Source organism: Westiellopsis prolifica IICB1, from assembly GCF_004323185.1.
Lineage (GTDB): Bacteria > Cyanobacteriota > Cyanobacteriia > Cyanobacteriales > Nostocaceae > Pelatocladus > Pelatocladus prolificus_A.
This window is the reverse complement of record NZ_NAPS01000001.1, coordinates 2,971,196-2,996,143: the sequence shown is the minus strand read 5'-3', so window position 1 is coordinate 2,996,143 and position 24,948 is coordinate 2,971,196. Positions and strand designations below refer to the sequence as shown.

General features: G+C 40.5%; 19 protein-coding genes and 1 tRNA gene. 8 read left to right on the top strand and 12 right to left on the bottom strand.

What is annotated here, in order from left to right; all coding sequences use genetic code 11:
- Positions 1 to 177: 177 nt before the first annotated feature.
- Positions 178 to 432 (bottom strand): XisI protein, encoded by a 255-nt coding sequence (locus tag B4U84_RS31590; RefSeq protein WP_278248337.1) that lies wholly within the window; start codon positions 430 to 432, stop codon positions 178 to 180.
- Between the two features lie 103 nt (positions 433 to 535).
- Positions 536 to 688: a hypothetical protein gene (locus tag B4U84_RS12360; protein WP_510650800.1), complete on the bottom strand. Its 153-nt coding sequence runs from the start codon at positions 686 to 688 to the stop codon at positions 536 to 538.
- A gap of 88 nt (positions 689 to 776) precedes the next feature.
- On the opposite strand from B4U84_RS12360, the gene B4U84_RS12355 reads away from it, so the two are divergent.
- The 4 genes from B4U84_RS12355 to B4U84_RS12330 all read left to right on the top strand — a co-directional run bounded on the left by B4U84_RS12355 (position 777) and on the right by B4U84_RS12330 (position 6,632).
- Positions 777 to 1,967, top strand: a complete 1,191-nt coding sequence (locus B4U84_RS12355) for an RNA-guided endonuclease TnpB family protein (RefSeq protein ID WP_026082127.1) — start codon at positions 777 to 779, stop codon at positions 1,965 to 1,967.
- Between the two features lie 771 nt (positions 1,968 to 2,738).
- Complete coding sequence (locus B4U84_RS12340) at positions 2,739 to 4,280, top strand: GMC oxidoreductase (protein WP_131118180.1); 1,542 nt, start codon at positions 2,739 to 2,741, stop codon at positions 4,278 to 4,280.
- Between the two features lie 169 nt (positions 4,281 to 4,449).
- Positions 4,450 to 5,490 carry a polysaccharide pyruvyl transferase CsaB gene (gene csaB / locus B4U84_RS12335; RefSeq protein WP_131118177.1) on the top strand — a complete coding sequence of 347 codons (1,041 nt, stop codon included), beginning with the start codon at positions 4,450 to 4,452 and terminating at the stop codon, positions 5,488 to 5,490.
- A 287-nt stretch (positions 5,491 to 5,777) separates the two neighbouring features.
- The gene (locus tag B4U84_RS12330; RefSeq protein ID WP_131118174.1) at positions 5,778 to 6,632 is read left to right on the top strand and encodes a pentapeptide repeat-containing protein; all 855 of its coding nucleotides are present in this window, start codon (positions 5,778 to 5,780) and stop codon (positions 6,630 to 6,632) included.
- A 291-nt stretch (positions 6,633 to 6,923) separates the two neighbouring features.
- Here B4U84_RS12330 and B4U84_RS12325 read toward each other — a convergent pair.
- Positions 6,924 to 6,995: transfer RNA gene (locus tag B4U84_RS12325), tRNA-Thr, on the bottom strand.
- Between the two features lie 34 nt (positions 6,996 to 7,029).
- On the opposite strand from B4U84_RS12325, the gene B4U84_RS12320 reads away from it, so the two are divergent.
- Positions 7,030 to 7,362, top strand: a complete 333-nt coding sequence (locus tag B4U84_RS12320) for a DUF3493 domain-containing protein (RefSeq protein ID WP_131118171.1) — start codon at positions 7,030 to 7,032, stop codon at positions 7,360 to 7,362.
- 182 nt (positions 7,363 to 7,544) lie between these two features.
- Here B4U84_RS12320 and B4U84_RS12315 read toward each other — a convergent pair whose 3' ends face one another.
- From B4U84_RS12315 to B4U84_RS12295, 5 genes are all read right to left on the bottom strand, one after another.
- Positions 7,545 to 9,323: a DUF1565 domain-containing protein gene (locus B4U84_RS12315; RefSeq protein WP_131118169.1), complete on the bottom strand. Its 1,779-nt coding sequence runs from the start codon at positions 9,321 to 9,323 to the stop codon at positions 7,545 to 7,547.
- Between the two features lie 2,145 nt (positions 9,324 to 11,468).
- Positions 11,469 to 11,939 (bottom strand): HetP family heterocyst commitment protein, encoded by a 471-nt coding sequence (locus tag B4U84_RS12310; protein WP_017313032.1) that lies wholly within the window; start codon positions 11,937 to 11,939, stop codon positions 11,469 to 11,471.
- A 69-nt stretch (positions 11,940 to 12,008) separates the two neighbouring features.
- Positions 12,009 to 12,887, bottom strand: coding sequence for an HlyD family secretion protein (locus B4U84_RS12305; protein ID WP_017313033.1), 879 nt, complete (start codon positions 12,885 to 12,887; stop codon positions 12,009 to 12,011).
- Between the two features lie 983 nt (positions 12,888 to 13,870).
- Entirely contained in the window at positions 13,871 to 17,050 is a 3,180-nt protein-coding gene (locus tag B4U84_RS12300) for an ABC transporter transmembrane domain-containing protein (protein ID WP_207390932.1), read from the bottom strand.
- Between the two features lie 803 nt (positions 17,051 to 17,853).
- Positions 17,854 to 20,325 carry a GH116 family glycosyl hydrolase gene (locus B4U84_RS12295; protein ID WP_131118167.1) on the bottom strand — a complete coding sequence of 824 codons (2,472 nt, stop codon included), beginning with the start codon at positions 20,323 to 20,325 and terminating at the stop codon, positions 17,854 to 17,856.
- Positions 20,326 to 20,556: 231 nt separating this feature from the next.
- On the opposite strand from B4U84_RS12295, the gene B4U84_RS12290 reads away from it, so the two are divergent.
- Complete coding sequence (locus B4U84_RS12290; protein ID WP_017313036.1) at positions 20,557 to 20,871, top strand: helix-turn-helix domain-containing protein; 315 nt, start codon at positions 20,557 to 20,559, stop codon at positions 20,869 to 20,871.
- A gap of 151 nt (positions 20,872 to 21,022) precedes the next feature.
- On the opposite strand, the gene B4U84_RS12285 is transcribed toward B4U84_RS12290, so the two are convergent.
- From B4U84_RS12285 to B4U84_RS12270, 4 genes are all read right to left on the bottom strand, one after another.
- Positions 21,023 to 21,247 carry a type II toxin-antitoxin system HicA family toxin gene (locus B4U84_RS12285; protein ID WP_131118164.1) on the bottom strand — a complete coding sequence of 75 codons (225 nt, stop codon included), beginning with the start codon at positions 21,245 to 21,247 and terminating at the stop codon, positions 21,023 to 21,025.
- Positions 21,247 to 21,453: a type II toxin-antitoxin system HicB family antitoxin gene (locus B4U84_RS12280; protein WP_131118161.1), complete on the bottom strand. Its 207-nt coding sequence runs from the start codon at positions 21,451 to 21,453 to the stop codon at positions 21,247 to 21,249. The genes B4U84_RS12285 and B4U84_RS12280 overlap by 1 nt, the downstream gene beginning before the upstream one ends.
- Positions 21,454 to 21,523: 70 nt before the next feature.
- Positions 21,524 to 22,435: a hypothetical protein gene (locus tag B4U84_RS12275; protein ID WP_131118158.1), complete on the bottom strand. Its 912-nt coding sequence runs from the start codon at positions 22,433 to 22,435 to the stop codon at positions 21,524 to 21,526.
- A 258-nt stretch (positions 22,436 to 22,693) separates the two neighbouring features.
- A complete protein-coding gene (locus B4U84_RS12270) occupies positions 22,694 to 23,236 on the bottom strand; it encodes a GIY-YIG nuclease family protein (RefSeq protein ID WP_131118156.1) in 543 nt (180 codons plus the stop codon).
- A gap of 277 nt (positions 23,237 to 23,513) precedes the next feature.
- On the opposite strand from B4U84_RS12270, the gene rpsT reads away from it, so the two are divergent.
- Complete coding sequence (gene rpsT, locus B4U84_RS12265) at positions 23,514 to 23,819, top strand: 30S ribosomal protein S20 (RefSeq protein WP_017313038.1); 306 nt, start codon at positions 23,514 to 23,516, stop codon at positions 23,817 to 23,819.
- Positions 23,820 to 23,895: 76 nt separating this feature from the next.
- Entirely contained in the window at positions 23,896 to 24,681 is a 786-nt protein-coding gene (locus B4U84_RS12260; protein WP_131118153.1) for a TatD family hydrolase, read from the top strand.
- The last annotated feature ends 267 nt before the right edge of the window (positions 24,682 to 24,948 follow it).

Sequence of the window (24,948 nt, the reverse complement as noted above, 5' to 3'; positions counted from 1 at the left end):
ACGCAAGAATGCAAGAATAAGGTTTTAGGTCACATCTTGCGTAAGTCCTGTTGAGCTATCTTTGTGATCGCCTCATGCTGTAACACATTCTTGGCTAAAGACGCGATTTATCGCGTCTCTACAAATGGTGTATTTGTCGCATTCTTTTTTCAAATAGGGATAACTGATAACTGTCCCTCAAGCTACAGCATAATCTGTATATTGTCGCAATTCTGGTGGACGGAACCCAAGTACAATATGCTCTTTGGGAATTCCTGCTCGTTCTAAATCTGCTGCAATTCCTTCTTCTGTTCCATTTCTTTGAATCCAAATTTTGCCATCAATCAGATCAATATGTGCCAAGCAGCCATGCACTCGGCGATCGCCATCCCAACCGAGATCCATCCATAGGTAGCGATCGCGTGTGCGATCAAATACTACCTCAGATTCTATGGGTGCATAAGATTAGCTAATTCGGGCAGAAGCCCCACACTGTAATCTTTGATTCAGTGTTGGGATGAATGCCCGGACAAAAACGAAACGCCCCTTGACTGAATTAAACCGCAGGTTTAACAGGTTGAGGGGTAGTTGAGTTTTTGTCAACATCTGGAATTTTTAACGAATCAATCAAATCTTCTATAACGTGAGTCATAGTCGTATCTTTCATTTGAGCGTATAAACGTAGCTTATCCATCCGACGTTTACTCATCCGTATTCTTAAATAATCATCTTTCATAAATATCCTCAACGTCTCCTCGCATATGCTAACATAGATGTATCAAGGAGGTTATAAACAAGTGAGAACAGCGTACCAATACAAACTACGTCCAACAAAGCAACAAGCTACTGAAATAGACCGATGGTTGTCTATGCTTTGCGCTCAATATAATTATTTACTGGCAGATAGATTTAATTGGTATGAACAAAATCGTTGTTCAATTAATGCTTGTCCGCTTGTTTGTCATCTGCCTGAGTTAAGAAATAATCCAGATTATTACAGCCAAAAGAAAACTTTACCATTGCTCAAGAAAACTCATCCTTGGTACGGTGAAATTTATTCACAGGTTCTACAGGATATTGTTAAAAGAGCTAAGGTAACATTTGACCGCTTTTTAAGCGGAGATAGTAAAGGAAATCGTAGTGGTAGACCGAGATTTAAATCTCGTAACCGTTATCGGACTTTTACTTATCCACAAATGAAAGATGGATGTTTGCAAGGGAACTTAATTAATCTTCCAATGTTTGGTAAAGTAAAAATTATTTTGCATCGCCCCTTGCCAGATGGTTTCAAAATAAAAACTGCTTCTGTTACCAAAAAAGCTGATGGTTACTATATAATCTTAAGCCTTGAAGATGCAACAGTCCCTAGTGTCAAACCTGACATCAATCCTGAATCAATAATAGGTATTGATATGGGTTTAAAGGAATTTCTCACCACTTCTGAAGGTGAAGCTGTTGCAATCCCTCAACATTATCGCAAAGCACAGAAACGATTACGGGTTATCCAAAAACGGGTTTCTCGTCGTAAGAAAGGTAGTAACCGTAGGAAGAAATCTGTTCAACAACTGGGTAAGCAACACAAGAAAGTTGCTGATCAACGCAGAGATTTTCATTTCAAAACAGCAAAACAATTGCTGACAAAATATGATGTTGTGGCTCATGAAAACCTCAACGTTAAAGGACTTTCAAGAACGCGACTTGCCTTATCTATGCATGATGCTGGATGGTCAAGTTTCCTGTCAATTCTAACCACCAAAGCCGAAAATGCTGGGTTGTTGGTAATAGCTGTGAACGCTGACGGTACTTCTCAGGACTGTTCTAGTTGTGGGGTGAAAGTTCCTAAAAAACTGCATGAAAGATGGCACTCTTGCCAGTGCGGTTGTTATCTAGACCGTGATCACAATGCAGCGATCAATATAAGAAAAAGGGCGGTAGGGCATTCCGTTCTTAAAGCTCAGAGCCTCCTAAGCAATAGCCGGATTGTCTGAGAAGCCCACACTGTAATGTACTCATTCAGTGTGGGAGTATGTCACTTCTTCAATTATCTGAGTCATTGTTTTGTCGGATTGGACGGCACATAAGTGTAGCTTATAAAAACGTCGTTCAGGCATCCTCAATCTTAATTGTTTGTTTTTCATATGGACCAACGCACTTGGTTTATGGACCAACGCACTTGGTTTGTGGACTAACGCACTTGGTTTGTGGACCAACGCACTTGGTTTGTGAACCAACGCACTTGGTTTGTGAACGAACCATTGTCCACATAATAGCCAATTTGTATAGTGCGTAAGTCCTAGTTTTAATCTAGTACTCTGACAACCTAACTTTGAGGGGTAAAAGAACGTAGACGCGACAGCGGCTTGCCGTAGGCTACCGCAGAGGCGCAGAGAACGCAGAGGAAGAGGAGGAGAGGATAAGATGAGAAATTGGTTTACCTAGCAAAGTTGACTTGTCAGACTACTAGAAGTTTCTTGTTCAAAGCCTGAAGTTCCCAGTTTTGAAGGTGAAGTTTGAGGTTTTAAGGGTGAAGCGTGAGGTTTTGGGGGTGCGTCGCAAGTCGGGGATCTTTTTCGAGGATCTTGTTTCCCCACTTTCCAATTGTCAATTCGGCAATTTGGCAAGTCTCAGCTTCTTAATACTGATATTTTTTTGATTGTGCAAGAGGTGTAGTAAAAGTCGCCCCGGCTAATAAGTCGGGGTTTTAGTTTTTCAACTTATATAAATCAATCACTGTAAACTCAAGTGTGCAGGAGTGAAGTATGTCTTGTGTACTGAATCGTCGTCGCTTTCTTCAAGCAACATTAGCAGCAACCGCAAGCATTGGTGTTTCTAATTTCCGTACTTCTGCTTTTGGTGGGGAAGAATCTGTTGAGGCGATTGTAATTGGAAGTGGTTTTGGTGGCGCTGTCGCCTCATTGCGTCTTGGTGAAGCAGGCGTTGAAACCATAGTACTAGAGCGGGGACGACGATGGCCAATAACTAACACGAATGATACTTTCTGCACATACCAAAAACCAGATGGTCGCTCTAGTTGGCTCAGTCCAACTACAGTTATATTTAACAAGGTTCCGATTGATATTTATACTGGTGTCCTTGATATTAAAGTAGGCAATGGCATCACTGTCTACCGAGGAGCAGGAGTTGGGGGTGGTTCACTTGTCTACAATGCTGTTTCCTATCAGCCAAGTCGAGAAACTTTTTACCAAGTCTTTCCCAATAATATTGATTATGACGAACTCGATCGCATCTATTACCCACGAGTCCGTTCTATCCTTCAACCGTCCCCCATACCAGACGATATTCTCCAAACAAACTACTATTTATCAACTCGCACTTTCCTAGAACTAGCAGCCAAAGCTAATCTTAAAGGTCGCAAGCTTGATATTGCGGTTGATTGGAATATCATTCGTCAGGAAATTGCAGGTCAAAAGGTTCCTTCTGCCATAACAGGTCAAGTCTATTACGGTATCAATAGCGGTGCAAAAAATAGTTTAGACCGTAATTACCTCAGCATGGCAGAAGCCACTGGTTACGTTGAAATTCGACCTTTGCATGTAGTAACTTCCATAGAAGAAACAAATGGGCGTTTCCGGATTGTCTGCAATCAAATCACTGAACAAGGGGCTGTAATTGACCAAAAGTCTTTTATTTGTAACTGTTTGTTTTTAGCAGCTGGTTCAATTGGCACTACTGAACTTTTATTACGCGCTCAAAACAATCGTACCCTCAATCGCCTCAATAATCAGGTAGGGAAATTTTGGGGTACTAACTGCGACGCAGTCAGTCCGATAATTTGCAATACTCCCACTAACCCTAAACAAGGTGGTCCAGCAGCAGCAGTCATTGACTATCTTGATAATCCGATTGCACCAGTCATTATCGAGCAAGTTCCTTTCCCCATCGTGCCAGAAGGTGTAATTACTCCTCTTGGTTTAGGTATTGCCAAGCCGGAAGGTTATCTCACCTACAATACTTCTACTCAGTCTGCTGATTTATTCTGGCCTAGCCAGTCAAACAACAATCGAAAAATTGCCTTGGCTTATCAGTATACTTATCGTCAAATTAATCAAGCCAATGGTACAAAAGTAGCTGCATTACCTGACTTTAGCAGCACAGGTCATCCCCTTGGCGGTGCAACTATTGGTGCTGTATGTAACGATTACGGTAGAGTTCACGGCTATGCTAATTTATTTGTTGTTGATGGTTCCCTGATCCCAGGTTCGACAGCTTGCGCTAACCCTTCACTGACGATCGCAGCTTTGGCAGAACGAAGCATGGATAGGTTTTTGAATCGCCAGTAATACCATTTCACAAAAATCTTGATACAAATACAGGTGTGTACCAGACGTAGCAATGCTACGTCTGGTACAAGATTCATATGTATCGCTATTAACGTAAAATGGTATTCGCTGATTCTTCATCGCCAACCAATACAATAATCTGAATATCTATATATCTCAAAAGGCTAAGATGCGGGCGTTATTGTCTGGATATTACGGGAAAGGAAATGGTGGCGATGAGGCTTTGTTGGCAACGCTACTACAAATGTTACCATCTGATGTCACACCAGTGGTTCTTTCTGGCAATCCAGAGGAAACACGAAATCGCTATGGCGTAGAAGCTTATGAACGTATGGCTTTTCCCAGTTTAATTAAAGGTTTACGTTCTTGTGATGCTTTAATTTGGGGTGGCGGTAGTTTAATCCAAGATGCCACCAGTGCCATCAGCCCATTTTACTATGGGACGATGATGAGCGTAGCTCAAAAAATGAGTTTAAAAACAGTAGCTTGGGCGCAAGGTATTGGCCCTTTACATCGTGGGGTGACACGTTGGTTAGCGCGACAAACTTTTGCAGGTTGTACGCAGGTAAGTGTACGCGATCGCGCTTCGGCTAGTTTACTATCTGATTGGCAAATTCCCCACATCCTCGCACCCGATCCGGTGTGGGCGTTACAATCCAAACCAGTCCCCGGACTATGGAATTTATCAGCACCAAGAGTTGCTGTCACATTGCGATCGCATCCCCAACTTACCCCAACTCGCCTGAGTCATCTGATTCGCGCTTTGGTAGATTTTCAAAAAGCCACGCAGACTTTTATTGTACTGCTACCGTTCCAAAAGGCACAAGATTTGAATCTCGCCCAAGTAATTCAACCAGCACTCAAGGATGTGAGTCAAATTCTCTGCTTGGAAGAACCACAACTGTTAAAAGGTGTATTTCGCGGAATTGAAATGGCGATCGGAATGCGTTTGCATAGTTTAATCATGGCAGCTAGCGAAGGTTGTCGCTGTTTTGCTTTAAGCTATGACCCAAAAGTTAACCGTTTGATGGAAGATTTAGATATGCCGGGGTGGGATTTGGCAAATTTACCAGATGACCCCAATGTTATTAGTAAAACTTGGATTGAGCATTACGCCAATGGTGATCCATTATCATCAGAAAAAATCCAGTTTTTAGTAGATAGGGCGCTGATTCATCGCGAAGTGTTGCACCAAGCCCTAAGTCAGTGAACAGTTATCAGTTATCAGTTATCAGTTATCAGTCAATACGGTTCAGTTTTAAAGTTTTGAGCTTTTGCGCTTATCGACTAACACCAACCGTATTGAATTGAGCAATGATTTGAGCAAGTGAGCCGTCACGAGTGACGGTTTTTATTTTTCTAATTACCGAATGCGGTAATTAGATCCTTTGAATTGAGCCAGGTTAAGTTTACTGTCGGAGTGGTGAAAAACGACAAGGAAATTTGATATCCTGGCACGATTGAAAGTAAAGTTGGTCGCGATGGTCGAGTTGGCTTATGCAGTCCCAAGGTCAAAATTTAAAAATTACCCCAGAGTTTTTTATAAATCCAGGCATTAACCTGGATACAGGGGACGATGAATTGCTGACAATTGTAAATCTGACAAAAGAGCAACTCAAAAGCAGATGGTTTACCCCAACAGGCCAGCACATTTTGACTAGGTGGCGAGCAAATGGATACAAAAGACAAATACTAGATGAAATGGTTGGCAGATATTACGGACATACAGATATTCGTGGAATATCGCTGGTTGGGGAAGATTTGTACAGAGCCGACTTAAGCAAAATTGACTTTTTTAGTTCAAACCTGGAAAACGCCAACCTCAAGAGTACCAATCTAACAGATTCTTGGCTTTCTGAATCAAACATCAAAGGCACTTGTTTTGACTATGCCAGGATGAATGATGTGCTGATTGACAAGGCGGAGTTTAATAACAAAACCAGTTTTGTTGGAGTCAGTCTTAAAGTCATCGATTTCAATTTAGCTGCAATGTTGCAAGACTATGCAACCAACCAACAGCGAATTGAAAACCTTAAGACTAAGCATCCTGTGTTGGCAAAGGTTTTGGAAATTACATGTGATTATGGACGTTCATTTTCTCGATTTTTCCTTTGTTGTTTGGTGATAGTTGTTGTATTTGGGCTGTTGTATGCAGGCTTTGTTGGTTCTCTGAACAAGCCGGGTTTATGGAATGGACTTTATTTTTCGATTATGACGTTCACCTCTGCTGGTAGTGAAATTCAAACTGTATCTGCTATTGGCAGAATCTTTGCTGCGACTGAAGCCTTCCTTGGTTATTTGATGTTGAGTTTGCTGGTGGCTATTTTGGTTAGAAGGACCATTGGTGATTGATGGTTTGTTTTTTTACTTCCTGGATTTGGTTAAGTAGCTCTTCTCTTGCACCAAAGTAGAAAGTTTCTTCGGTGTGGGGGATGAATAAATAAAATCCAGATTTTCCACCATTCAAATCGCGCTTGCGATGAGTTTGCCCGATCATGGCTTGGATCAAATGAGATGTCCTAAATTTGACCTAAATCAAATGTACGTAGAAGTATATTCAAGCGTATTTGAGTGTATTTAAATAATTAAGGTATGCAGAACAAAAGTCTTTGTTATAGCCTGCATACCTTATTGTTTCGACAAAGCCGATGGCGGGATTTGAACCCGCGACCGCTCGATTACGAATCGAGTGCTCTACCACTGAGCCACATCGGCACAAACAGTCAGTAATTATAGCGTATTTAATATTATGGTACAACCAAACCCGGAAAACCGCTCATCCCAAAGTTCAGTTAACCCAGAACAATACGCTCGTCTGAAAGCAGAAATCGCAGCCCCTTATCGCAACATACGTAAATTTATTTACATTGCTGGTGGTGCTTCGGGTTTCATTGGTGCATTTATCTTCTTTTTCCAAGTCTTAGCTGGACGTAATCTTGAGACAGCTTTACCCAATTTTGCACTACAACTCGGAGTCATTACGGTAGCTGTCTTTTTGTGGCGCTGGGAAAGTAGGGGAAAGGGGAAAGGGGATAGGGGATCGGGGATCGGGGATCGGGGATCGGGGATCGGGGAAAGTTAATTTAGGATACTGTATTGTTTTGTGAAGTACCTACGATGACCTTTGGGAACACTTTGTGAACGAGTGAGTCGTGGGGTTTGTGTCGGTTCTAGCTAAATTACTAATCCCCTTTCCCCTTTCCCCTTTCCCCTTTCCCCNNCCCAATCCCCGATCCCCAATCCCCAATCCCCAATCCCCGCTCTCTACTGCACTGTCACCAAATATGGTGAGGAAACAGCCTGAACTTGTCCGGTGTTGACCAATGCTTGGTAAACAAAGGCTGCTACTTCTGCCCTAGTTGCTTCACGGTTGGGATTTAGTTGTTTAGCGTTTGGATAATTGACTACTAACCCTTTGACAGTTGCTGCTGCTACTTGATTAGTAGCATAGCTAGGAATTTGGGCTGCATCTGAGTAGAAGGAAAGCACATTTTGGTTATTTGCAGTTAAATTCAAGCCACTGGATAAGGAGACAAGCGCCTGTACTCGCGGAATTTGTTGTTGTGGTTTAAAAGTGCGATCGGGATAACCAGAGACAAAACCGAATCTATACGCATTTCTGATGGCATCATAAGCCCAGAATTTACTATTTACATCGTTGAAGTTAGTAGCTTCACGTTTCGGTTGAGTTTGAGCAAAGGCTTTAGTAACTATTGCAGCAAATTGAGCGCGTGTTACAGGATCATTGGGTTTAAAAGTTCCATCAGGGAAACCGGCAATAATATTCTTAGCTGCTAAAGCTTCGATGTAGGGTTTTGCCCAATAAGTAGCTGTGACATCTTTGAAATTGCCAGCTACTACAACACTAGAAGCAACAAATTCAACTGAACCAGCGATTTTCTTGGTATCAATATCGTTACCAACAGCCAAAATTTTAATAGTTTTGGTGGCGTTGTTGAGATCATAGCGAGTATTACTACGAATCAAATTACCACCAGGGCTGTTGCTTGTACCCAGATCGGGTGCAGCATTGATAGTTGCTACCACACCATCCCGTTTATTACCCTGAATAATATTTTTACGCAGGATTGGTTTGGCTGTGTCGTTAATGTAAATACCGTCTTGGTTGCCGATAATCTGGTTTCCTTCTACTAAAGGTGTAGAAGTACCACCAATCGCCAAGCCAAAACCAGTGTCTTCAAACACGTTATTCCGAATGACTCCCGCAGCAGTTTTAGCTACAGAAATTCCGTTACCTGTGTTTTTGACAAAGATGTTGTTTTCAATGGTGGGAGTACCTTTACCCGTGACAAAAATGCCATCTCTGGCGCTATTAGTAAATACGCTACTGGTAATTGTGGGATTAGTTGATTCTACCCATACAGCAGTACCACGACTATCTGGGTTGGTAACTGTAACTCCTGAAATTGTGCTATTGTTTTCAGTCTTAATAGTCACATTTTGACTGGCAAATGTCGGACTGACATACTTTCCACTACCGACAATCACTACCCCTTGACCTCTGGTATTTTGGTCGCCTCGTAAGGTAACACCTTGCTTAATTGTAAGTGGAAAGACTTCTCCACTTTCTTTGTTATATGTACCAGGTGCTAATTGAACAGTTGTACCTGATTGGGCTTGACTCAGAGCATAGGTAATAGTTTTATAGGGCTGTGCTTGTGATGTACCAGCACCAGCGCTATCTGAACCATTGGTAGGATTAACGTAAACAATGTTTCCTGTGACCGGAACTGGTGTTCCTTGAGTTGTATTCTGATTTCCTGTTTGGGTTGTATTCTGATTTCCTGTTTGAGTTGTGTTTTGAATTTCTATTTGAGTTGTATTCTGATTTCCTGTTTGAGTTGTATTCTGATTATTTATTTGAGTAGTATCAGCGTTTACCACAACAGGCAAAAGCAGAGAACCACTAGATAGTAAAAACAAAGTAGTGAGTGTTATAGGCACTCGCATAGTAGTGCAAAGGTTTTTACCAACAACAGAGCGAATATTTTTTTGTTGAATAGGAAAACCCTGATGTTTCATAATTTATTTATTACGTTTGTGGTGTGCTGATTTACCGCATGTTTAGAAATGTGTCAATTTTAGCCATATCATTTACTAAACACATGCAAAACTATAGCGGATGACATGCACCTTTGCAGCTGAGTTCCCATGCAAAATTTAATTTCTGTTTTGCAAACTCAGCCAAGATGCACAAGAAAGTGAAACACGCAAACTTAATATTGGCAAGCATTTGAGCGTTTATTGCTGGCACAATTTTAGTTACATTTAGATTAAGCGATGCTTACGAATATGGCAAGCGATCGCCTTCTTTATAGAGAATATCTATACTCTTGTACTGTATCAACCTCTCGTAAACACTCTTAGTCCCGTGTATCCTTAGCAAAAATAATGTATATGAAAGTATCAGTACTTTGATTTAAAAACTTAACATTAGTACATAACCAGAAACACAAATAGATAAAAAATAAAAAAAATATGAGGAAATCAAAATAATCAAAATTTTCTGCAAAACTAGAAATTGTTCAAACGGGGTCAGCTAATATAAAGACCCTGAATATAAACCATCATATTAAAAAGGAGTCAAAATCATTCAAAGACTCCCAGTAAAATAAAACTCACAATGTTCTAAGCGCCGGGTAGTACCTTTATACTGCTTGGCGCTTTTAAATTATCATTGGTCATTGGTAGAAACGCGATAAATCGCGTCTGTACAATGATCATTGGTCATTTGTCATTGGTTATTGATAAGGGAATCCAAAATCCTGTTAGAGTATGACTTACTTATTACTGATAAAAAAATGGAAGCCTACAAGATTTGTGTAGCTTCCAGTGATTGTTTGTTCTTTAAAGAGCAAGTTTAAAACTAGGTATAACCCTAACAGGGAGGATTAGGATTTTTGAAAGAGAAGCGAAATATAGACATAAATCCTACCAGCCACAAAAATGATCTAACTATTACTTTTTAATTTTCTGTTACTTAGTTGTCTTAAGTATTAACTTATTTCTGCGAAAACAACATCCACCACAATGTTGTAACTCTTGTAAGTAATATTTAGACTTGAACAGAAAAATAACCACCAGTAGTAACAGCTTTATACCAATTCTTCGTGAAGCTGCTCCCGAATTTTACCCCTCCCCAACCCTCCCCTTAGCAAGGGGAGGATGCGCCTTAGGGCGGGTGGGGTCTTTGTATGCGTCTTCATATTAAATTGGTATTAGGTAAGAATCATTCTTGATAATTCCACAAGTTCAGTAAAGTTTTTTATTAATTCAAGCTTTGCTAAACAAGATTTAGTGGAAGAATTAATAATCTGACTTTACTAACTGAACTGTATTATTTGATAATTTCGCCTATTCAAAAATAATGTCTTTATTTTACAATCATAAATAATTATTCATTTACTTTCTCCTGAGTATTAACTTATTAGGTAAATTAGATGTCTAAGTTCTTATTTTTAATGTATAAAAATAAATCGTCTTTGCTCTGCCATTTTGGCAGATTATTTTCTATTAATTACGGAAAATAATTGAATTTTAGATGTAAAAAATAATAGACGTATTTTCCCTGATTTCTTCAAGAAATCGGGTTTTTTTTATTTTGTGAGAACACATCTGTAACCCAATACTGCAAGGGATAGGATTATCGGTCATAATTTTGAATATTTAGAGACGTGCCATGGCACGTCTCTAAAAATTTTAAAAGTCAAGCGATTTGTCTTATCCGAGCAGTATTGATCTGTAACCTGATTTTAGCGAAAAGACATTAAATCTTTTTAAGAGTTATAATTTATCAGTTATCAGTGAATACCCATAACTAAAATTAGGGAATTGAAATAAGTAACAAATTGTATTTTTCTACCTCAATAAATCTAATAGCACCAGATAACTTTAAATCTACTCACTGATAACTGATCAGCCTGCCATAGCATAGATTGCAGCTAATACTCTGTCACATCAATTTTGTTAGGTCATGGGAGGTTTGTAGTGTTGACGCTCGTGAGAGCGGCTTCCCATAGGGTGAATTTTAGTCCTCTTTGATCACTACTTTAAAGGCTTCAGCCCTGACTACAAACTCCGCATAATTTGTGTGGTGGAGTACTAGCATGGCAGCTGATACGAAACTCAACCAGGTATATTTCTGAATTTCTCGACTCAAGAGATAGTTTAGTTAGCTTCACAGTATTTGAATGATAAATCTTGAGTCTTATCTGGTCTGAGTTCCGCTTGAATTGATTCATATTCGTGAACTTGAGTTGCTAGCCACTGATCTTGATGACCACCACGAATTTCTCTTTTTTGTTTACCAACTACCTCCAGATAGGCAAGATCCTTAATTTTGCTTAAGCAACTTTGTGGAGGATTGCTATCAGATTTTTTCTCAGAGGGTAGTTTAGCAACTTTGAGATTGTCGTTGCGCTGTTGGTTAACTCTTTTGAGTTGTGAATTTTCTTTGATCAATCGGTTGTAGGTGCGGTAAGGAATGTAATGCAAAGGATTGTAGCCAGCAAAACGCAGTATCAAAACACAAGCCCAAGAATACTTACCTGCGAGAATCGCTTCAACTAACTGATCAAATTGTTCTGGGTTAAGAGTTTTCTCGAAGTTGCTAGTAGCGCTAGAGATATTTTGGTTCATGGTGTTGTTGTCCTAGATAAAGTCAATAAGTGTGTTAGTTGCTGTAGTGAAGAGTAACCCAATCAAAATTTAGAAATCGCTTTCGCTGTTGTGCAATTCCTTGATTGGTCTAAGGAACAGATCTGCAACACGGCGATTGTGAATGATTTTGGCTGTAACTACTTGTCCATCCGTGAGTTTGATGGTTGGATTATTGCCATCCAAGGCTATTTGTAAGTGATGAACCCAACCTAATTTCTTATCTGTTTGAGCATCGCTGGAGACTGATACAACCTTTCCTGAGAGAATGTTGTGATTTCGATCGCTTTGACCAGCCTTGTCAAGTTCTAGGGGTTGGGAGTCAACATTGAGCTTGATTTCTACTAAATCTCCTCGATCAACAAAGGCTGTTTTTTGGGAGGGTTGTATAGTCAATAAAACTGGAGATGCATCGGTTGGAGTAATTTCAGCGATGATTTGCTTGGGTTTAACTTCCTCACCACTAGGGTTATTTAAAGAGGACACAACCCCATCTACAGGTTCATAAAGAGATTTTCGCGGTGGTTGAGGTTGAGCAAGCTGTTGTGATAGTGCAAACTTTCCTTGAACTTGAGTGACTTGTTGTATTTTTCCAGTACAAGCCCAAGTGAATACAGTTGCAAAAAAAGCTAGACCGCCTAACAAAATTAGGTGAGGAACAATAGAAGGCTGCTGTTCTAATACTTTTTGCAAAGATCTAGAGTAATTACTTGTACTTGTAATTCCTGTCTGGAAAGTTTTGGTTGTAGCGGTTTGGATATTTCTAGGTAGTTTTGATAAAACCGCTTCTGGTGAAGCGACACTACCCCCGTAGATTGATGCCATTTCAGGAGTTAAAGCGTAACAGGGATGCACGTCCTGTAAGTTAATTTCTAAACATCCTGATTGGCTTGAGGCTTCGACTGCATTTAACCTGATGATTCTGTCCATGAGCTGACCTAAAATCGGAAACCTGACTATGTATGAGTTTTAGGTTTGATAAGGTAATGACTGAGGCAAAAATTTACCTTGGGTCATCTTTTTTGATTGGTATGAAATAAGTCTCCGTTCGGCTCTTAGTAGATGCAGTTTTGCCCTCTTAAATATTAGGCTCACTCCTAATTTAATTACTTTCCCCTGGTTTTTTTATGTAGTTATTTACACCAAAAATTAGAAGTTTATTAAGTAACACTGCTATTCATCTACAAGAGCAATGAAACAATATTCATTCTTGATGTTCAAGGGCAACATTCGTATTTATACTATTTTTTCCCATAAATGTCATCTGCCGATTTTTCATTTTTTTCGTTCAATGTAGTTAATATGCTTTCCTATTTAAATAATTATTATACAACTCAGATTTTGTCCACTAGTGTTAAATACAGTAGGGGTTTCGCCCCTCACCCACTATTAATTTGTTCCTTGTATTTTTTTTCAACTATCGGGAAATTCATTATGTACTTTATTGATGATTTCTCGATAAATATAAATACGCATGTGTGATGTCATCCAGGTTTACGTGACCGGAAAATTGATAATGTTTTTTACTTTCATTGCTAGATAATGTTGTTTGCTTTTCCAGCCAAAAGCTTATCTGGTCAGACTTCCAGATTAGCATTTTATTGCAAATTTACGGTGAAACTCTTGTTAATTTTACTTGAAAATAAACGCAATACTCTGATAAATAGTTGTGGATTTTACACTTTTATGGTATGCTTTTTAAGGCACTTAAAACAATATATGTGTAATAAAGTAAAATCATCACAAAAAAAATTTTGACACAGCAAAAGTAGCGGTTAACGCTTGTAGGAAGTCATGAAATGCCGCGACTGCAAATAAAATGAGTCGCAATTGATATTCCTAAGTATCTTCAAACATGATTTGCATCCTTTCTGCACTACAACTGATTGATATAGGTGCGATTACAGATGCAATTATTTTTGAGCTAAATGGTAATAAAGTCCCTGAATTGTCATTAATTCTTGATGATTTCCCTGTTCAATAAGGATACCTCGGTCTAAAACCAGAACATGGTCAGCATGGCGAATAGTAGAAAGATTATTAGAAACAAAGAAAATGGTACGTGCTTGATGAATGGGAATGCTGCTGGAGTGATGGAAGCGAGCGAGATTTTGTGAAAATTGGTGTTTAAAGGCGTTATCTAGGCAACTAGTAGCTTCATCTAGAATTAGAATCGGTGGATTTTTGATTAAGGCGCGGGCGATCGCAATCTTTTGGCGCATCTCACCAGTTAGCATCATTCCTCCCTCACCAATCCGGGTGTCGTAACCCAAAGGTAGTGCTTGGATAAAGCTGTGTGCTTCTACAACTTTTGCGACGGCGATCGCTTCTTCTGGTGAAATCTCAGAATTAAACATTGTGATATTTTCTAAAATGCTGCCAGCAAATAGAAAAATATCCTGCGATATTACCCCTAACTGACTACGCAAGGATTGGGGAGAAACATCAGCAATATCGTGACCATCAATTAAAATACATCCGCTGCTGGGACGATATAAACCACCCAGTAAATTAACTAAGGTACTTTTCCCAGCACCACGATTACCAACAATTCCTACAGTTTGCCCTGCTTTGATGTGAAAAGAAATATTGTGCAAGGTATCCTGTTCCGCATTGGCATTGTAACGAAAACAAACTCGTTCAAACTGGATATCACCCCGAACTTGAGGTAACGCCATTTGTGGTTTTTCGCTATGTTCTTCTGGTTGGGTAGTTAGAACATCATCTAAACGTTCAGCACAAATCAATACTTCTTGCAATTCATCCCACAACTTCACCAGTGCTAAAACAGGATTGATCGTACTGCCAATAAGCATATTAAAAGCAACAAATTGACCAATTGACATTTGGTTGCCTATGACCAAGGTTGCCCCATACCATAGTAAAAACGTGATCCCCAGATGATTAATCAAACTAGTTGCTAGCTGTAAATTATTAGCTAGTTTTTGACCCCGAAATCTTGTTTGGACGGTGTCGGTAAAACTTTCCTCCCATCGCCAACGCATCGGACGTTCAGCAGCAGTTGTTTTCACAGTGGTGACACCAGTAATAATTTCTCTGATTGTGGAATACTGCACCGCCGATTTTTGATAGAGTTCTCGCGAAGCATTTTTGAGAAGTGGACTAGTTGCAGCAGTCACAATCACAATTGGTAGAATCACAACCAAGACGAGCAGAGTCAGGCTTAAGTTGTAATACGCCATTAATCCTAAGAAAACAACCACCATCAGCGCATCTAGGGTAGTGCTAACTGCTTGTTTGGTGAAAAATACTTGAATTTTGCGGTTTTCTTGAATCCGATTAATAATGTCTCCTGGCTGACGGGATGCAAAAAACTCCAATGGTAAACGCAGGGTATAGCTAATAAAACCACCCAGTAACGTCAAATCCATACGGTTGGAAAAATAGTCCAGCAGATATTGACGCACTGCTTGGACGATAATCCGCCAGATGCCAAAAAAGAGAAACCCAAAGGCGAATATATTCAGAGTCAGAGAACTTTTATATGGTAGAACTTGGTCAACTACAACTTGAGTAATCAGGGGTGCAGCTAGACCAAACACTGTTAACAGCACTGAAGCTAGAACGATTTGACCAAGTAATTCCCGGTGATGCCAAAAAGCGTGCCAAAATTCTCCCAAGGAAACTTTTTTGTGCTTTTGAGCGTTTAAGTGTTTAGTTGGAAATAAAAGCAGGGCGTATCCTGTCCAGTGAGTTTCAAACTCTTCACGCAGAAGCGATCGCTTACCAATTGCTGGATCACAAATCAAGACGCGATCGCCTTTAACTCGCCAAACAACTACGTAGTGAATCCCTTGCCAATGAGCAATCCAAGGGTTAGCCTGCAACTCTAATTTACCCAAAGAAGCCCTGACTGGTAAAGCATCATAACCCAGAGTTTCTGCTGCATCAGCCAAAGCCGAAAGAGAAGCACCCATGCGGTCTGTCTGTGCGAGGTTTCGTAACGTGTTCAGGCTAAAACGCTTACCCCAATAGAGGCTAATCATCGCCAAACACGCAGCACCACAATCAGACGAACTCTGTTGTTGAATAAAAGGATAGCGACGCCACAGTTTACTTACTGACCAACCTTGGCTTCTTGGTTGCCGAAAATTTATCTCTGCATGGGTATTTTCAGAAGACACAGCAACAGAAACACCAGCTGGATCTTCCTCCTGTTCCCGTCCTCTTCCCGCATCTGTGTATCCCCGTCTCCGTGTATCTCCGCTTCTATGTATCCCCGCGTCCCTGTGTCCCCCTTGTCCCCGCTCCCTTGTCCCCGATCCCTTATCCCCGATCCCCAATCCCCGCTCCCCTTCTGCTATTTCTTGAGGTAGGTGGTATACTTGCAAATCGGTTTCGGCAATCCAGCCTGGGATTGTGAGATCTGGGTATCCCCAGCCTTCTCCTATTTGTGGTGGCTGAATTTCTGACGTGGGACTAACAATTTTTCCACACATCAGCCAAAATCGTCCCTTTGAGGGGGGAGTTGCTTGCACAAGGGTTGAGCCAGCACTGACCTGGGTTTGTTGCAAGTAAGGTAAAAGCTGTTGCAAAGAATGGCTAGTATGCGAACGTAATTCTGTAGCAACTTTGAAAAAAATCAAAGTTTGGCGATCGCAGGTTATTTTTTGCAAATAGCTTTTCAAGTTAGGTAGTTCTTGTAACCATTGTTTGAGTTCATCTACATGTATAGATGCTAACAAACCATCACTAGCTGCAACTGCTCGATAAGATAGAGACTGACGCTGGAATAAGTAATCTACTCCGAAGGTTTGCTGTGCCAATAGCAACTGAGTAGATACTTCTCGTTCCAATTTTGGATCAAATCCTAGTAACCGGACTCGACCTTGGCAAACTAAGAAAAGAAAATCATCATAATTTTCTGTTTGTCTAGCGATCGCACAACTAGCCAGATCATCTCCTAATTGAAACTCACGCAAAACCCAAACTTGAGTAAAGTCGGATGCGAGGGTTGTATCTTCTGTAGCTATCCTTAAAAGCTTGAGGATAGTCTCCTTTGGATTGGGAAAACGTCCATTATTGGTATAAATAGACTCTCCCTGACCCCGTAACGACGAATACGAGTTCATGATTTAGTCTCTGATGCTTGGGTAAGCTGATAGAATTTTTGTTGATAAAGTCAAACTCAATAGCGTTGGCTTCATAAGGACAGTTTGAGCCTTCGCCAATCTCGATTTTTTGTATTTTTGATCACTTAATCACTTTCCTTTGTTTTTGCAGTCTGTTTTTAAGAACGATTGTTTGTCAAAAAATTCTCACTAACAAAACATTATTTAATTTTTTGTTAGTTATTTACCACCTGTTTGGAAGCATTGTTATAGAATTTTGATAAATTGAGTCAAGATTTTTTGGCAATTTCCCAAAATTTTACCAAGCTTTGAATCCGTGTTTACCATCTTGTTTCTTCTTGATTTGGTTCTTCCAGCACTTTGATACAGGTTTGCAATTCTTAGAAATTCTAGTTTGCTGGTTAGATAAATGAGTTGGGTCGTTGACTGTTCCAAAGGCTAAAACTCAAAATTCAACGCGTAAACAACAAACTCCGATTCTGAATTAACAAAATTCAGAACAGTGTGAATTATTTGCATAAATCGCCCCTTTGATTTTTCTTGGGGCTTAATGTCTTGGATCTGTGACAATATACAGAGAAACTATTGTATTACTATTTCTCCGGGAGAATGCAATAAATAGTTGTCTGAGCAAGTAGTCATGCATCCATAACTTTGGTGCATTTATTTGGAGAATTCATATTAGTCCATTACAAGCAATTAAGATAAAAACCGGATTTTTTATCTTAATGATCAAATTAAAGATGGGGATCAAGAGATCAGGGGTCATCCTCTAACAGGATTTTGGATGCGTGGATTTTGGATTAATCTGACGATTGTACAGACGCGATTAATCGCGTCTCTACTAAATAAATTCCCCAAATAGCCATCGCGCGTAGATAGGTACTAGCACGGAAAGTACCGACAGCAGTGATCGCTTCTGGTGTGCGAAATTGTAATCCATTTTCATAAACTTGCCGAACTACAGCTTCTGTCAACTTCATAGCATCGTCTTTCATGTTCATCTGCACCATAAAAGCTGCTAAACCAAAGTTGATTCCCGTCCAGACTTCTAAGGGATGGGTAGCTTTGGGGTTTTCTGGTGAACCATCAGGACGAAGACCATTAGCAGCACCAAACTGACCATGATGAAACTTGAGGAAACAAGCGTTGTAGACAGTTTGTAATGCAGACAAAGCGCGATCGCCTTTGACAATATCAGGTAATCCCAGCAGTCTAGCGTAGAACTGTCCACACAATTGATCCGCCATTACCACATCCGAACCACTTTCGCTATCTAGTCGATAATATTGACCATTCCAGAGTTTTTCTTCATAAATGGGGAGAGATTGTGTTAACCAAGTTTCGTAGATCGATTTTTGAACCGCCAAGTCGCCAAGATCGCCAAGAAAATTTTCCGTGTTCTCTATATCTCTGCGGTTTGTTATCAAAACATCACAAATTGCGATCGCAGCTTCTAACGCTGCTAACCATAATCCACCACAATAAGCACTGACTCCTTGTAGTCGCCAGTCATCAAAAGTTTGATCAGGCGCACCAGAATTTTCCGGAATTCCGTCTTTGTCTATGTCTAAAGTTTTTAGATAGTTGAGGGTTTCTACAATGGCATTCCAACAGTCTGCTAGAAATGTAATATCGTCAGCACCAGTAAACAGAAAATCGCGGTATACCTGCAAAACAAAGTCGCTACCTAAATCCTTCCACAAGTTGCAATCTTGGTAGCTGGTATAATTTGTCTTCTCCCAAACGTGTTCATTTGGTGCGCCTAAATCATGAGGTGTTGCTCCTGCAACTTTTCGGACAGCAAAAGGACTTTCTGCACCGATGGTATAATAGTAACCAATGACACGAGTATTAGTATCGCTCATGGGAATAGCCCGTGCAAAAGCACGCATTACCGCCTTTTCCAATTCTGGGAACAGCATCAACAGAGCAAATGAACCATAAAGCCGCACATCCAAACTTTCATACCAACGGTAGTCTAGGCACTCCAACACCGCAAACTGTCCGATAGGATCGCGTTCAGTTGCTGTACTCCAGAGAGTACCACCAGCAGTAAGATCGTAAAGCTCATTAAATAAAGCCATCTTAAACCAGTCTGGCAAATCTGCACGGTCAAGAATGGGTTGTTGCCATGCTTGAATCTGCGCTTGCCAAGCTTGGTACTGTTGTAGTGCTGTTGATGCGATCGCCCACGCATTCTGACCGTTATTACCAAAAAAGTCTGTATATCTGCGGTTATAATTTATGCCAGCAGCAAATTCTGTTACCGGAAAATCCCAACTGAGAACAAAAGGAATCTCTAGTGTTTCTCCTGGTAACAAAGTGAAACGTATAGCAAGAGCTGCTGCAATCTGTTCATTTTCTACTGCTGGGGAGTGGTCTAGACAATTTGGTAACGATCCATCTTGAGCAAAGCTTTGCCATACATCCTCACCACTGCCTGTAGGCTGCCAACGGCTATGGTAAAAAATTTTTAGTTTGGGATGTTTGCGGGTAGCAATGCACCATTGTCCTTCTCCTTCTTGGACAGGTTCATCAATACCAACACGACCCAAAACACAACCAATATATTCAGTATTTTCAACTAGTTGATTAAAATTATCTTTACTTTCGCCCAAACGTGGCTGATACTCGTAAACTGGACTACCATCATCCCGCATCCGTACTTCTGGGGATTTCAAAGCATTGGTAAACCAGCCCACCATATTTTGCCAAGTGAGCATAATACTTAAAGTAATAGGTGCGTTAGTTGGATTGTGTGCAGTCCAGACAAACACTGCAACAGGGTAGCTAGTTTCTTGGTAATTATTTGCCCAGATTGGAGAAAATTGTTCACAGGTTAACTGAGCTTTATATACCCCTTCATAAACGAACCAACTGCGCGGATAAAGAGCATGATAGGTTCCAGTAATTTTTGATTTTTCATTTTTAATTGTTGGATACCACTCCCATGCAGCCAAGCTACCATCCTCTGGTGGCTGTGTACATAAAGCATAAGTCTGGGAATTAGTACTATTAGATTCAAATACACTAAATTGACAAGGGGCGATCGCTTGAAACACATGTTCGCCACCGTCAATGTGCCAGAAATTAAAATTTCCTCGCGAAGAACGACCGATACAACCTGCGCCAAAGCCACCTAAAGGCATTCCGTGCCAAGGGCCATCATCTATATTACTAGCGTAACGAACAGTGTAGGGTTGATCCCAGCCTAAACCAATGGGACGATTCCAAGTACAAGAGGGGATTTGCGGGGAGGTTTGATTTGTCATCGCCTGAGTTGACAGTGTGCAGTCACAATTAAAGAAGACTAACGCGATGTGTAAATTTTCTCAAGTTGTCTGGCAAACAGGTATCCTGCCATTTGATATATAAAAAGTAGGCAGGATGCTTGTTTTTACTCTCACTCAAATACTGCCAGAATTTTGATACTTGTCAGGAAACTTACACTTCACCTCAATTTCAAAATTGCAAATACGACACTGATCAACAGGAGTAAAGTTATGGAGCAAACTAAAAAAGAACTTTTGGAATCTAAAGGCTGGAAAATTGGAACAGTCTCAGACTTTTTAGAATTAACACCGGAAGAAACAATCTTTGTTGAAATCAAGCTGGCTCTTAGCAACAGTTTGAAGGATCGGCGGCAGAAAATGATGACTCAAAGTGAACTCGCTTCTAAAATTGGCTCCAGCCAACCTCGGATTGCTAAAGCTGAAAATGGCGATGCTTCGGTCTCAGTTGAATTATTGATCCGAGCAATGTTGGCTACAGGTGCAACTCCTAAAGATATTGGGCAGATTATTGCTGGTGTGGGTTAATTTGATTCCGAAAGGCTTCAAGCCCGCCCTGAATTTCCCAATGCTTATAATGTTTTCGTTTTTCAGTGATGGACGGCAAATTACTCATAAATGAAGCGCGAAAACTTTATACTGTCCGCTCCACTGTAGTTGTTAGCCTGCGATTCACACCCTATTTAGCAGCAACAAATTCCTCTATGGTTAATCCAGCAGTGCGAATTAAACTTCGCAAAGTTCCCTTCGCCACTTCACGATGATCAGGAACCGAAAGCGTTACGAGTTCCTCATCTTTCGTCATGATGATGTGGCTACCCGTCTGCCGCACAGCTTCCCAACCCAACGATTCAAAGACGCCCACAACTTCGCGCCCACTCATTACAGGTAACGCAGAACCCATTAGGCTACGACCTCAACCTGATATGTCTCTACTGTAAGTGGCATTCCACGCTCTGCACGAACCTGTAGGCAAGCTGAGATGGCATCTTTGATATTTTCAAGAGCTTCTTGTTTCGTCTGACCTTGACTCACACATCCTGGAATACTGGGACACTCCACAATCCAAATTCCATCCTCATCACGATCAAGTGTTACGCTAAACCTCATAACATATTTCCTCATCAAAAAGTGTCGCTTCTGTTCCATCCACACCAACGTAGTGTTGGACTGCTAGCTATTACAGACTCATCAATATTTGCAGAGGCATCTCGCATAGCTTGTAAGAGATTCTAACATTCAATTCAACAGCATAGGCGTTGCCATCTACTAACTGCAACTGAAAATGTGGTTGTGGTGGTAATTCCAGATCATGCTGACGTGCAATGTCTCTGAAATGAGCTAAGTTATTCCTAACGTGCTTCTCAAGATTTCTGATTGTTCCCCTATAACAACTGCATGTTACTCTAACATCTAAATCAATCCCAGAAATCGTTTGACCTCCTCCAAGTGGAGCGTAAATCGTACCATCAGAAACTTGAAGAGGAATGTTGATGTTGCTCTTGCGAAATTTCGCCACATCTTCATCAGTCGGTAATGGAATTGTAAGCCGATCTACTCCTCGAATTTTGTACATCTCAATAGATTCTCGCCAGTTATTGTGGATGATGTCAATCAACCTTTGCTGATACCAGCTACCATGTCCAAGAACATCAAGCATATAGAAGGAATCATCAGTGACACGAGCAAACAGTAACGGTCCCGTTCGCTTCATGAAGCCAGATTTATCTACTAAAGTCCCTAGGTGAAAGTGGTAAATCCCCCAGGCATTTAAGAGAGGGTCAGGATCGTCTGGAGAGTGAATTTTATTGAGATGTGGTGTAAGGTCTTCTCCGCTTTCTGCTTTTTGACAAACAATATTGACTCCCTCTGTATGTTCAGTTGGACATTTAAACTCTTTGGCAATCAAAACTTTTCGAGACCTTGGCTCTATTCTTCGTTTGAGAGTATTAAAGTATTGAATACAGATGGCATCTGGAGCTTGATTTGAGTCTACAGAATAACCAGCTTCTATTAATTTCTGACGTAAAATTTCAGTCCAATCACTTCTAAAGTCAATCGTTAAATCTAGTTCAGTGTTCTTGCTGTTCATCAAAAAGACAACCGAGTGTTTCCTGTCCTAGGCTAAAAGATAACTTAGAAAACGCACAACTGATGGAAGCGTGCATGTATATTTAATTTTGCACATCTACTTAAGCGCCATCCTATAAAGATATGAAAGCGCAGAAATCAAAGCTGGCTTCTAAAAAAAATTCTTGTTGCAATTACGCGATCGCTTTCTAATTCGGCTAGATTTTGACAGTGAATGATAAACGCAGTAGGGTTAGACCTGTTAAATTTATAAGTAGATTTATTTCAAATCCAATAACCCCTCTTCCTTCAACTTGGGATTAAATCGCACTTGGGTTTGCAAACCCCGTACTTCTAAAACTTTTAAAATCTCCGCCTCGACTCGCCGCGCTACATTTTTAATAATTTTGATTTTCGTGATTTCATCAATAGAATTTTCATAATTTGCCTGTTCTTCAGCCGTCATTAATGCTTTAGCATCTATTGGCTGTGTCCATTTGTCTTTATCATCCCCATTACCAGCAGGTACAGAGCCATTTTCTTCTATCCAAACCTTTTCAATATTTTCTAACACTGCGCGGCTAGGGCGTTCAATTGTTTGGACTTTCACCCAATAACATTGTTGTGGCTGGCGGACTATGTGCTGTTTCAGGCTAAGATAAACATCACGAGAATACCCCACAAATTGCAGAACTTTTTGCTGGTCAAAAATCGCGTAGACTCCGATTTTGCTTTGTAGATATTCAGGTAACTGACCAGCTTCATCAATATAGGGAATATACTCTAAGTTTGCTAAATAAGGAATGTTTGTGTCTGTAGTCATAATAAATAGTAGTCAGTAACAAGTCGTTAGTAGGGATACAAAGATTGTGAAGATGGGGATAGGGGATGGGGGATCAGGAATAGGGGACAAGAGGGACAAGGAAGACAAGGAAAAAATACTAACCCCCGCCCGATCCCCGATCCCCTACCCCCAAGAATGTAGACTCAAACACAAATAGCTGACTTTTTTCTCAGAAATCTTAACATTGGCGTTTTGGATGCTATATTAGTAAGTCTAGTAGTGTGTGTACATATTTATAGTCTTTCTGGAACTGACTGTGGCGAATACAAAGTCTGCTCTCAAGCGCGCCAAAATCGCAGAGCGCAATCGTTTAAGGAATAAATCTTATAAATCAGCTGTTAAGACGCTGATGAAAAAATACTTGGCTGCGGTAGAAACCTATGCAGCTAACCCAAGCCCTGAATCACAGCAAGAAGTCCAAACCCGGATGTCGGAAGCTTACAGCAAAATCGATAAAGCTGTGAAGCGGGGTGTCCTCCATCCCAACAATGGAGCGAGAAAAAAATCTAGACTAGCTCAAAAATTAAAAGCCCACACCCAACCAGCAGTAACTGCATCATAGTCATTGGTCATTGGTTCTTTGTCCTTTGTGATTTATAACGACAAAGGACAAAGGACAAAAAACAAAAAACTAAACAATGCAGCTAATAGATACTCACGTTCATATCAACTTTGATATTTTCCAGTCAGATTTAGAAACAGTACGAGCGCGATGGCAAGAAGCGGGTGTAGTGCATTTAGTCCACTCCTGTGTCGAACCAGCGGAATTTCCTAGTATTGCGACTTTAGCTCATCAGTTTCCCGAACTTAGCTTTGCTGTAGGTTTACATCCTTTAGATGTAGACAAATGGAACAATCAAACAGCAGATGAGATCAAATCTCTGGCTCTATCTGAACCGAAAGTAGTAGCAATTGGGGAAATGGGGCTAGATTTTTACAAAGCTGACAATTACGAACAGCAATACCTGGTATTTGAAGCACAGCTGAATTTAGCAGCTGAGCTTGATTTACCAGTGATCATACATTGCCGTAATGCGACGTCAGAAGTTAGGGAAGTACTGCAAAAATGGAAAAATCTTAAAGGTGAGACTGTACGAGGTGTCATGCACTGCTGGGGTGGAACGCCAGAAGAAACTCAATGGTTTCTAGATTTAGGTTTTTATATTAGCTTTAGCGGTACTGTCACCTTTAAAAACGCTAAACAAATTCAAGAATCTGCTGCGATGGTGAGAAGCGATCGCTTGTTGATTGAAACAGACTGTCCTTTTCTCGCACCAGTGCCAAAACGAGGTGAAAAACGTAACGAACCAGCCTATGTTCGCTACGTAGCTGAACAAGTAGCACGCCTCCGAGGTGAAACCACTGATGCGATCGCAGCTCTTACTACCCAAAATGCCTGCAAATTATTCGGTTTGACGCTATAAAATCATGTAATACGTGTATTTTTTATGACTATTTATGTAAAAGAAAATTTGAGGTGACAAAAATATGATATTATTGTACCCTCCAAAAAATATTGACTTGCGCCATAATGTTTAAGGAGGCAAATTACTGACTTCTGTGCTTTCGTTGTACAACTATTCAATTGATCATCCTCCTAAACTCCATAAATGATGCTAAAAATCTATAACTACCCACTTTCAACTCAGGTAGAGCTAGATTTTGGCTCCATCATTAAAGTTATACAAATT